The organism is Flavobacterium sp. RSSB_23 (assembly GCF_051547145.1).
Lineage (GTDB): Bacteria > Bacteroidota > Bacteroidia > Flavobacteriales > Flavobacteriaceae > Flavobacterium.
In genome coordinates this window covers 154,512-165,844 of record NZ_JBPTTO010000008.1, presented here as the reverse complement: position 1 = coordinate 165,844, position 11,333 = coordinate 154,512, and the positions used below count along the sequence as shown (strand labels likewise).

The 11,333-nt window shown below is 31.8% G+C and carries 10 protein-coding genes; 1 reads left to right on the top strand and 9 read right to left on the bottom strand.

Going from position 1 to position 11,333, the window contains the following annotated elements; translation table 11 throughout:
- A partial coding sequence (locus ACSVH9_RS13040; protein ID WP_438064095.1) for an immunoglobulin domain-containing protein occupies positions 1 to 2,286 on the bottom strand: 2,286 nt, incomplete at its 3' end.
- 653 nt (positions 2,287 to 2,939) lie between these two features.
- Here ACSVH9_RS13040 and ychF point away from each other — a divergent pair.
- The gene (gene ychF, locus ACSVH9_RS13035) at positions 2,940 to 4,034 is read left to right on the top strand and encodes a redox-regulated ATPase YchF (RefSeq protein ID WP_315142404.1); all 1,095 of its coding nucleotides are present in this window, start codon (positions 2,940 to 2,942) and stop codon (positions 4,032 to 4,034) included.
- Between the two features lie 168 nt (positions 4,035 to 4,202).
- Here the strand turns inward: ychF and ACSVH9_RS13030 are convergent, their stop codons facing one another.
- The 8 genes from ACSVH9_RS13030 to ACSVH9_RS12995 all read right to left on the bottom strand — a co-directional run bounded on the left by ACSVH9_RS13030 (position 4,203) and on the right by ACSVH9_RS12995 (position 11,328).
- Positions 4,203 to 4,754, bottom strand: coding sequence for a hypothetical protein (locus tag ACSVH9_RS13030; RefSeq protein ID WP_438064094.1), 552 nt, complete (start codon positions 4,752 to 4,754; stop codon positions 4,203 to 4,205).
- 204 nt (positions 4,755 to 4,958) lie between these two features.
- Positions 4,959 to 5,180, bottom strand: a complete 222-nt coding sequence (locus ACSVH9_RS13025) for a hypothetical protein (protein ID WP_438064093.1) — start codon at positions 5,178 to 5,180, stop codon at positions 4,959 to 4,961.
- A gap of 298 nt (positions 5,181 to 5,478) precedes the next feature.
- Positions 5,479 to 5,910 (bottom strand): SRPBCC family protein, encoded by a 432-nt coding sequence (locus ACSVH9_RS13020; protein ID WP_438064092.1) that lies wholly within the window; start codon positions 5,908 to 5,910, stop codon positions 5,479 to 5,481.
- Positions 5,911 to 6,052: 142 nt separating this feature from the next.
- Entirely contained in the window at positions 6,053 to 7,720 is a 1,668-nt protein-coding gene (locus ACSVH9_RS13015) for a serine hydrolase domain-containing protein (protein ID WP_438064091.1), read from the bottom strand.
- Positions 7,721 to 7,931: 211 nt separating this feature from the next.
- The gene (locus tag ACSVH9_RS13010) at positions 7,932 to 8,474 is read right to left on the bottom strand and encodes a hypothetical protein (RefSeq protein WP_438064090.1); all 543 of its coding nucleotides are present in this window, start codon (positions 8,472 to 8,474) and stop codon (positions 7,932 to 7,934) included.
- A gap of 163 nt (positions 8,475 to 8,637) precedes the next feature.
- On the bottom strand, positions 8,638 to 9,024 hold the full coding sequence (locus ACSVH9_RS13005) for an RDD family protein (protein ID WP_438064089.1): 387 nt from the start codon (positions 9,022 to 9,024) through the stop codon (positions 8,638 to 8,640).
- A 146-nt stretch (positions 9,025 to 9,170) separates the two neighbouring features.
- A complete protein-coding gene (locus ACSVH9_RS13000; RefSeq protein ID WP_438064088.1) occupies positions 9,171 to 9,680 on the bottom strand; it encodes a hypothetical protein in 510 nt (169 codons plus the stop codon).
- Between the two features lie 811 nt (positions 9,681 to 10,491).
- Positions 10,492 to 11,328, bottom strand: coding sequence for a carboxypeptidase-like regulatory domain-containing protein (locus ACSVH9_RS12995; protein ID WP_438064087.1), 837 nt, complete (start codon positions 11,326 to 11,328; stop codon positions 10,492 to 10,494).
- Positions 11,329 to 11,333 lie beyond the last annotated feature (5 nt).

Genomic DNA, 11,333 nt, shown 5'->3' with positions numbered 1-11,333 from the left:
GGATAGGGTTTGAGACGCATAATAAGTAGTACCATTTACTAGTGCAGTTGTTGGATCAAGAGGAGTTCCACCACTCGGATTGGCATACCAAAGTATAGAAGTTCCAGAGGCTATTAAGTCACCAATTGTTCCACTATTGCAAACGATTTGATTGCCTGAACCATTGGGAGCAGGCGTTTTTGTGATGGTTACTAATGTACTGGCTCTATTGGTGCTCTCACAACTTATGGCGCTATTCAAAGTTTGTGATGCATAGTAAGTGCCATCAGTAAGATCTGAAGTAGGATCAAGAGCTATGCCACCTGTACTTTGCAAATACCATTTTACATTAGTTCCTGTGGCTATTAAGTCGGATACTTTAGCAGTGTTGCAAAATGTTTGCGTTGCATTTGTGATAGGTACTGATGGATCTAGCACTGTAACACTTACTGGAGTACGTGTTGTGCTTACGCAAAGTGTAGCTGAGTCAGTTTGTTCAGCATAATAAGTCTGTGAGCTTAATGCTGTAGTACTGTTTAGTGCTGTGCCACCAGTACTGTTTAAAAACCATTGTACAGCATTACCAGTAACCATCAAATTAGCTACTGTAGGCTGGTCAATTTTACAAAACGTTTGATTGGCATCTGCTACAGGTGGATTGGTAAGATTAAAAACAGCAGTTATATCTGCACTTGATGATTGACATTGCCCATTGGAAATAGTCCAAGTGAAAACATATGTTCCAGGTAAACTTACAGTTGCAGTTGAGTTTGGAGAACTACTATCTTCAAAGGTTACAGTTCCTGGTCCAGTTTTTAAAGTCCAAATTCCTACTCCAGAAAGTGGTGTGTTCGCTCCCAAAGGATTTGAAGTTAAGCTACATAATGATTGATTTGGTCCTGTAGTAGCAACGGTTGGAGTAGCGGCCATTGGCATACTTAGGCTAGCAGAGGAGTAGCAAGGCGTCATTGCCGAAGCGCTTACTATCACTGGGTTTGGAGTTTCATTATTGTAGTTTACGGCATTTCGTCCAAAATCAATTGTTTTAGTTAGTTCTGGACTTAAGAATGAGTTAGTAACGTTGTAATTACTTACGTCATTATCTTGCATTGTAAAAGCAAAAAACTTGATATCATTTCCAGTATATCCAAGTTGGGATTTTAATAGTTCTATTTCAAAACCATTGCTATAATCTGTTATTCCAGTATTGTTTTTGTTAACTCCCATAACAGCAGAAGGAACACCTGTTGCAGCTGTTCCTAAATAGGTTTTTATGGAGTTTGGATTTTTTAACTCGATGATATCCGCATAATAATTGGTTTCTCCAATATCTGTTGCAATAGCTAGACAGTAGTCTGCTTCAAAATAACTGTCAAAGGTGCTTGGATTGTTATTGAAAAAATTATAGGCTCTAACAGAGGGGAGTGAACCGTTTTCGTCTCCGTAATTCGAGACGTTAAATCCTCCGGGTTTGGTATCCAAGAAAACTAAAATTCTTCGATAATTTATTAATTTTCCTGTGATACCAAATACTAGTTTGTCCTCTGTTGGTGTGATTCTTAATGAGTTGATATAACCATTTATTGCATTGGTTGACAATGCCGCACTTTGAGTGTTGTCTTCATAACTTCCGGTTCCCCAGGCATTTTCGTTGATGCTTCCATCATAGGTAACTGCATATCTTGAGCGGACGGTTACCGTTTGATTATTAGTTATAGTGTTGGTGGTAAAAGTTCTATTTGTAGAAAAAGCTTGACGTACCGTGCCATCAACAGAAAATTCAAAAACATCTCCGCCTCCGGTTGCAGTAAAAATAAGTGATGTTCCCTCGCAGAGCGGATTGGTTGAAAGACTAGTAGGGCTAACACTCAATGATACAGTAGGTGGTTGGTTTTGTATAATTGCAATAACAGGAACTCTAGTGCTTGTGTCTGTAGTTGATTTGGCTTGTACGTAATACGTAGTAGTTGCTGTTAAAATGGGAGTTGTGAAAGTAGGTCCAGTAGCAATAGGAGTAGTAGCATTTTGAGAAGTAAACCATTCTACAGTCTCGCCACTGCTCACTGTTGCAGTCAAGGTTACACTTCCTGGCCCGCAACTACTCCCTCCAGTAACAGTAGGAGGAAGTAGAAGAAGCGCTTTTTTGGGGGCAAAAAAGGGGGTTGGGTCGTATTTGTAAAGTGTAGGTTTTTTATGAACTGTAACTACTGATGATTTTGGAGAGGTATTTCTTTTTGTTGGCTTTCCTTCGGTTGTAAAAGCCAATAAAAAATGAAATACCAAAAATAATAGTAGTTTATTTTTCATAAATGTATTTTTTGAATTAAAAAATTATGGATAATATATTTTGGTCTAAAGTATAAAATAATTGTACTTTGAAAAATGCATTTTGTCATACGAAGACGTTTTCGCGACACTATAACGTTGTAGTCCTTTTATTTTTTGATAACTTTTTTTTAACACTAAAAAAGCTTTTTTTTAATGTTTCAAATGCAACAAAACAATTTGTTTTATTTATAAAAGTGTAAAAGAAAATAACAGAATAATCACTAAAAGTTATATTTTGATGAATGTTATTCTTTATGAGACACTTAATGTTGCCGTTTTTTGTTTTTTGTGGAATTTCATTAATAAAATGCATCCTATGAGATGACTTTTTTAGAATGACCAAATGAAATTTTATGTATCTCTGAAAGTTGTGCCAAAAAGTTGTTTTATTTTGACTTTTCAACTAAAAACAAGTAGAAATACTTAGGAGGAAGTTGGATTATTGGAGAGGAAATGCAACGGATAGAAAGTATAGCTGCACCTTGAAGAGCAGTATTCCTCTAAAAAGCTTTATATATGATATTTGTAATTAGTAGTGGCTATGTTTTTGGCTAACCATATAAAATGTATATTTGCAGTCACAAAAAAAATATACGAACTGTTGATCACTGATCGACCGAAAATAAAATAGAATGAAAGCAGGAATTGTAGGGTTACCAAATGTTGGAAAATCAACATTGTTCAATTGTTTATCTAATGCAAAAGCGCAAAGTGCCAACTTTCCTTTTTGTACTATCGAACCTAATATTGGTGTGGTAAACGTTCCCGATCCAAGGATTAATAAATTGGAAGAATTGGTTAAACCTGAGCGTGTACAAATGGCTACGGTTGATATCGTGGATATTGCTGGTTTAGTAAAAGGTGCTAGTAAAGGGGAAGGATTAGGAAATCAATTTTTAGGTAATATTAGAGAATGTAATGCCATTATTCACGTTTTACGTTGTTTTGATAATGATAATATTGTACACGTAGATGGAAATGTAAACCCAATTCGTGACAAAGAAACTATTGATATTGAGTTACAGTTGAAAGATTTAGAAACGGTTGAAAAACGTTTAGAAAAAGTAAATCGTGCTGCTAAAACAGGAAATAAAGAGGCACAAACTGAAAAAGCCTTGTTGGACCGAATTAGAGAAGCCTTGTTGCAAGCAAAATCTGCTCGTACCATAACGCCACAAAGTAATGATGAAGAAGTATTGATGGAATCGTTTCAATTGATTACAACAAAACCTGTATTGTATGTATGTAATGTTGACGAAAGTTCTGCTGTAAGTGGAAATAAATATGTGGACCAAGTTCGTGAATTAGTTAAAGACGAAGATGCTGAAGTAATCATACTTTCTGTTGGAGCTGAGGCTGATATTACCGAATTAGAAAGCTATGAAGAGCGTCAAGTTTTTCTTGAAGATTTGGGATTAGAAGAGCCAGGAGCGTCTGTGTTAATTCGTGCAGCTTATAAACTGTTGAAACAACAAACTTATTTTACAGCTGGTGTAAAAGAAGTTCGTGCGTGGACGATAAACATTGGTGCAACCGCTCCTCAAGCAGCTGGAGTTATCCATACCGATTTTGAAAAAGGATTCATTCGTGCAGAGGTAATCTCTTATGAAGATTTCGTTCACTACGGATCAGAAGCTAAAGCCAAAGAAGCAGGAAAGTTTAGAGTGGAAGGAAAAGAATACATTGTTAAAGATGGTGATGTAATGCATTTCCGTTTTAATGTATAAGTAAAGTAGATTGCCCATTCAAATCATAGCTACCTAATTTTGGTCTTTTTGATTTCAATTGAATATCTCTAGATAATAAAAAGTGGAATTACAACTTCAAAATTGTAATTCCACTTTTTTATTGAACAAGCTTTAGAATAGTAGTTAAAAGGAGAAATAGAAAATTTTCTATTTGTAATTTTTTGAATTTTTCTTAATGTATTTTATTAATTCATTAAACAAGGGATTAAACGTATTTCCGTCAAAAGCACCAACCCAAACAGTATCATAATAGGTATCTGCAACGAAAATTTCATCAAAATTTTCAGGATTGATAAGCTTTAATTGAATTCTACTGCTTTTCTCTTTATTATCATCAAATCTTAAGTACAAGAACTTCTTATATTTTCTATAGGCGTTATTGACACCAATTTTTCCAGTTAATGGTCCAACTTCATCTTGTTTATTATCTTTTATGATTTCTTTTTCCAAATCATCGAAGGTAATTACCCTGCCAAAATAATTTAACTTCTCGGCCATACCTTTCATGTATACACTATTTGGGACTACTAATAATTCTTTATTGGAATCCAAATCAAAATCAACACTTTTAATAGTTTCAGATTCTTTTGATGCGTAAAAAAAACCTTTTTCGTTTCGGTCTGTAACTTTCATTACTGAACCACAACTGTTTAGTGCTAATGTGATTAAGAGTATTGGGAATGCTTTAAAAAATTTCATTTTATTTTACTTTTTGTGTTAATTATTGTTGTTTTTAAGTTTTAAGTTTCTGTAAATTAGTTGATAACGTTTGTTTTGGTTGTACGTTAGGTTTGTGACTAAATTAACACGATTCTTCAGATTTACCAAATATTCTTATACTCAAATACAATCTAATTTTAGTTATAGTAATTACCAAAATCTATTGTCTTCTTACTGGTTCAACTATTTTTTGGTTAGTATTTTCTCAACAATAAAATTTTGAATTTCCATATCTAATTCACCAATAATATTAAAAGCTTCTGCTTGACTTAGTAGATGTGATATAGTTTTATAGTATCCAAATAAAATACCTTTATCAAATTCTTCTGTATCATAAATTTCTTGTGACATTGCAATTAGTTGTTTTATGGTATCATTTAGAAACCAAACATATTTTTCGCTCATCTTCTTGTTTTTTTTTATTAATAAAATACATTCTCATATGATATTAGTGTACTTCTTATTTTAAAAAAAATAAATGCATAAAGTAGTTTTGCTTTTTATTAGAGGATTTTAATGATTTATAAGAAGTATGAATTTTTCAGTTTTCAACTTGGCTAACTACTGACGTTATTGTAATTTGGGTATTTTAAACTAAAGTTATTCCTATTTTCTGATTTACAATTCCCAAGCTCCAAACTCAAACAGAAAACTTATTTTAAATGAACTCCTAAACCTCCAATTTCTTAAGATGGCTGGTATTTTACATCCTTTTAAGTTCTTTTTCTAATCTGTCGAAGTTCTCTTCGTTTTTAGGTTCAACGAACTTTCGCATTTTCTCACATTCTTCGATGGTATCGAAAATCATTCTAAATGTTATTTGCGTTTTATTTTCTTCTGATTTTTCAAAAGCTATTTCCATATCAAATAATGGTTGTGATTTTCGCTTCCAGCTTACTAGTTGATTTGGTAAAACTGATGTAAAGACAGATGAATTTTCATAGTTCCCTTTTTCCGGACCGTGCATAGTAAGTATCCAATTCCCACCAGGCCTCAAATCAAACGTATGTATTGTGTTTGTAAAGCCTTCTGGTCCCCACCAATTTTTTAAATGATTTGGATTTTCGAAAGCTTGATAGACCTTTTCTACTGACGAGTTTAAAATTCTAGAACTTATAATTTCACGATTTTTCATTGCATCTACTATGGTTTAAGTGGTATCGTTTTTACTTGTATCTAACTTTTGATACATCAGCAGGTTTAGGACTAAAGTAATCCCTATTTGTTGGAATTGCTATACCTGAAGCCTCCGGAAAGGGAAATTGCCCAAATATGTTTTAATTGCTCTTATCTGCAGTTTTTTTCATTACTAAAGGGATTAAATATTCCTGCATCATCTTTTCAACTTGTTTTTCTCCGTATGGTGTATTGTATGCTGTGGCTGTAATTACGATTACTATTGGCTGGTCTTTGAAAATGAAAATTCTATTTCCACCATTTCCACTAGAATAGTAAACTTCATAATTTAAGCCGTTTACAGTATAGGTTTTATTCCAAAATAGATAGCCATAAAACTCGTCATCAGATATTACCATTTGATGTGATAGACTTTTTGCAACCCAATCCTGTGATACAATTTGTTTACCATTCCATTTCCCTTCGTTTAAGTATAATTGTCCGAATTTAGCATAATCCAATGAACTTAATTGCAAGCTTCCGGCAGTATTTGCTATTTTTTGAGGCGTGAATTGCCATTTGTATTTTGTGATTGCAAGGGGCTCAAATAAATTTTTCTGTGCATATTTTTCCAATCCATTTGGTACAGATTTATGGATAATGTCGCCAAGAACCACAACACCTGCCGTAAAGTAATCCCACTGCTTATTTACTTGTTTTGTCTTGTCAATAGGAAGATTTAAAGTGAAGTCAACCCAATTTTTAGTAGGATACATATTTTCTTCGTTTCCAGGGGATTCAGAATTCATATCGGAACCTTCAAAAGTTGAACTCATTGTAAGTAAACTTTTTAAAGTAATACTGTCTTTTGCTTTTGAATAGTTTTGATAGGATTTTAGATTGTAAAATTCTTTTAAGTTTTGCGTTTCACTTTTTATGTATTTGTCCTTGATTGCAATGCCTAAAAGAGTTGATGCAAATGATTTTCCCACAGAACGTGTATCATGAAGTGTGTTTCTATTTGCTCCATTGAAATATTCTTCAATTAAAATTTTTCCGTCTTTTATTGCCACTATACTTGTTACATTTTTATAAGTTTGCTTTGCAATTTTTCGGTTTAATTCTTCAATTTTAGCAACATCAATTTGCTCTGATGCAAGCTGCCACTCTTTAGTTGGCTTAATCATTTGAATTTTAACTAGTTTTTCGTCGATTTTTATTTCTGGAACTATAATTTTTAATTGCCCTTCAGCAATTATGTCCCCTGTTACGACTTCGGTCAGTTTTAAATAGGGTCTGATTTCAATTTTAAGTTGATGTTCTCCTTCTGAAAGTGCTTCTTGTCCACCATTGCCAAAAAATCTATTCCAAAGAAATCTACCCCAAGAATCTTCGTTTGTAGTGCTTATCAATGGAACTCTAAACATTGTTTTGTGATTTTTGCTTTCGGCATTTCCTGCTCCAGCATTTAGATTTTCAACATAAATCTTTTTGTTGTCAACAATAAACGTAAATTGATAATTTCCATTTTTAGTCAATTCTTCAATGGGTAATTGAGGAGATAGTAAATGAAGATAATTTGTCAATGAATGGCCTAAAAAAACTCTAATGTTTAAATCGGTTTTCTCTTTTAATTCAAATGATTCTAGAAAATCAGTTGCTTTAAAATTTTCAATGGCAATTGCTTGACCCATAAAAGCAATTTTACCAATGTTTGATTGGTGAATAGGATAAATTATACTGTCGCTTTTTACAAATTCGGATTTTTGTCCAGATACATTCAAGTAGGTCAGTACACCTAATACTAAAGTAGTGATTTTTGATTTCATTGATTTTGATTGATGATTTTGATTGATGTTTCGTGAAATAAAATGTTAGTTGTTGTTGTATTATTTTATTGATTTTGAAGCTAATGTATGATTTATTGTTCAGTTATGAGTGAACATCATAGCTATAAAAACAACTTTTTTTTCCAAAATTTTGTGGATTGCCTATTGTTTACACTAGGATGCAAGACGAAAAGTCAATAAGTTGTAGTTGTTAGTGGTTAGCTTTTACGATGTTATTTATGAAGGTTTGTTCGTTTTTTTTATTTCTACCCATTGAAACTAATGAATCTTTTTTGTTTAAGTCGCAAATACTGTTTACAAGGATTTTGTTTTCAGTAAAAATTATTGTTATCTGCTCACCCCAACTTCCTGATGTAAACTTCGGATTTGTGTTCGCTGTCAAGTGTGTACTGCTTTTTTTATTTATTATCCATCCTAGTTCTTTTGCAGTATCGTCAACAATTTTATAAATTTCGTCAATGCTCAGGTTTGTTTCGACTATTTTAAAACGTAACCTTTTCTTTTGCAATAGATAAAGCAAAAAAGAAAGTAAAATTGGAATTGCAAATACGTAAATATCACCGTCTTGACTTGGTCTTTCTGTTTTATTAATTAGGTCTATAGTTTTATTAATGATGAACAAAATCGGAATAGTTAGAGCAAATATAACGGACCAATAATGATTGATTTTATCCCAATTACTCAATTGTAATTCGTTTTGTTCAATACATTTTTTTATAATTTGGTTATTCATTTTTTAAAGTTGTAATTACAATTTGATGATGGAATCATCACTAACGTCTCGCTACTATCTGTCTGTGTTGAAGTAAGCATACTTTGGGCTTTCTGTTAAAATAGCTTTTATTGTAAAGAAAAAATACTATGTTCATTACTACGAGCTGTCAGAAGCTCTGCTATTATGCTTTAATCATAACACTTCCACTAAGATAATCATGAATTGTTCTGCTTTTTTTACTTGAAAATACGGTTATGAAAGATAACCAACCAAGTAAAATTTTTATAGCAAATCTTATAACAGCTTGAAAGAAATTAATTCTTTTTGAGTGATCAGAGTTACTTCTAACTCGTATTTCCATCTTGTCATTTCCAATTGTTGCCCCAAACGAAGTTAAAATTGGTTCATACAACCATATTCCTATGAATACTATCATTCTGAAATAATTTGGTATATTTTCAAATGTGTTCAGTATTTCTGAAGCTAGATACATAAATCCAATAATAATTATAGTATCAATCGTTGTTGATTTTATTCGGTCTAATATGCTCGGATATTCTTTATACATGAGGTATAGTTTAGGTATTGTTGTTAATGTATTGGTGCTAAAGTGCGTTAGGGACTAAAATAATCTCTGTTTTAGGATTTGCCAATCCAAAACTTCTGGAAAGGCAATGGTTCAAATCCGGTGTGTCTGATGATGGTAATTGGCTTTTACTTGCATCTTTTTCTTAAATCAGCTATTTCCTTTGCTAAATCAGCCTTTGCTCTTTCTTTCCAAGCGATGCTTTCCTTTTCAATTTGAGATTTTGACGCATTTGAAGGCAATGGTTTTGGAGGTTTTGTTGCAGAAATAATATGTTCAGGATTTTTAAAACTTCTAGTTAATCCACAAACATTTACTTTAATGGTATTTCCTGAGGACAAAGTTCCATAAATAAGCCATGTTCCGACTTCATCAATGATTGGACCGCATAATTTGTCATATACTCCTCTATACACTTTTCCATTTTTTGCTCCCTTAAACGATTCGATAACTTTGACTTCAAAAGTGTGCTTTTTAGTGTCAATTTTTGAAATTTCTCCGATAAAAATATACTTTGAATTCGTAAATTCTCTATTTTGAATTTCTTTTAAATCTTTAGAATCTCTACAATCGCAAGCAATTGATTGATTGGAAATCAAACAAAATAGAAAAAATGCTGTTAAAATCCGTGTTCTCATTTTTTAAGTTTGTAGCTAATGTTATTTACTTCAGTGGATATGGCACTCGACCATTTGAAAGCTTGAAAATCAAGTCGTCAAAATAGTTAATCAATTTTAAATTAAGTCTTAGTTGGTAACTGCTTTTATTATGGCAGAAAAATTATTTCATCTAGTTTTTTGATTTTTTTCACACTATTGAGAATGTTTTCAATACTTGAATATTTTACTATCAAATTGGTAATAATTATTTCTTTCCCGTCGTGAGAATATAGTTTTGTGTATCCGAAATCATATAAAAAATTTTTATAATTTGTAGTCGACAAGTGAAATTCTATGCCTTTTAAATTATCCGAATTAAAAATGCTTGTAGTACCATTCTTGATTGTGGTAATTGTTTCATTATGATAATCAATAACGATTCTTGTGGATTTATCGTGCCAAAAATAGCTCAAATACAAATAAGCATATTGGGCACAACGATAAAGCAAATAGAAAAGAATAAAGTAAAAAACTACTAGAAAAAATTTAATCTTATAACCGGGATTAAAAAAAATAGAAAATAATTTTATTCCCGCGAAGACACAGAATACACTAACTACACTTAAAAGTATAAATAGTAATGACCTAAATAGAAATTTAGAATTTATTAATGTGTACGTTTTAACTTTAGGCATAAAAGTGATTAAAAATTGGAATTAATGTATTTTTATTTCAGTAGGATTGAAGCTAAAGTATGATTTACTTTTCTGTTATCGCTAAACATCTCAAACAAAAAAACTTTTCATTAAGCATAAGCTTTCTTATTATGAAACTTTCCAATCTTTCGTTTTTATTTCTCAATCATTACATCAACATTTATTGAGGGTTCACCTCCTGAATATTTTTTCCATTCTCCCAAATAATTTCTGTAATAAGTATCTTTTGAAAAGGCAAAAACATTTCCAGCAAAAGAAAGCTTTCCTTTAAAATCATCAGCTATTCTGACTAAAACAAAGAAATCTTTATTTGTCCAAATGTTTTGATTAGAAACATCTATCGACAATTTTTTGTTTTTTATGTCATTTTCGGTTACTGTCAATTTTAAAGTTTCAGTGACTAAAGATTGGGTATCATCTGGAAAACCATTTTTTTCATTTTGTATGTCGAAAATAATGGTAGCCGTTTTTTCGAATTTGAAATCAGCAAGATTAATGTTTATGTTCTTGATTTTTAATTTCTTTTTGTTTTTAATTTTTATGGCATGTTCGATAAAAACATCATAGGGGTCATTTGAATCAACTCCACAATAGGCTTGTTTGGTATTAGAAGTGCCAAAATTTTTACTGACATATTTTTTGGGGTTGATGATTACTGTTTCAAGAGTAATCATTTTTTTCTTTAGATTAATCGTGTAGTTTTGTGATTGGAGCAGGTCACCAACAGAAATTTTAAAGGGTTCATATTCATTTATGATTACTTTGAAAGTTTCGGTTTTGTCAATGTTTGTTACGTTAATAGAATAATTTCCATTACTATCTGTTACACCGCCAATTGCTTTGTTTTCAATTCCAATCCTTGCTTCAGAAATGGGATTGTTATTTTCATCCAAAATTTTACCTGAAATTATTTGAGCCTGAAAATTTATAGTGATTAAAGTCAATAGTACCGCAAATCTAATTTTTTTCATTGAAA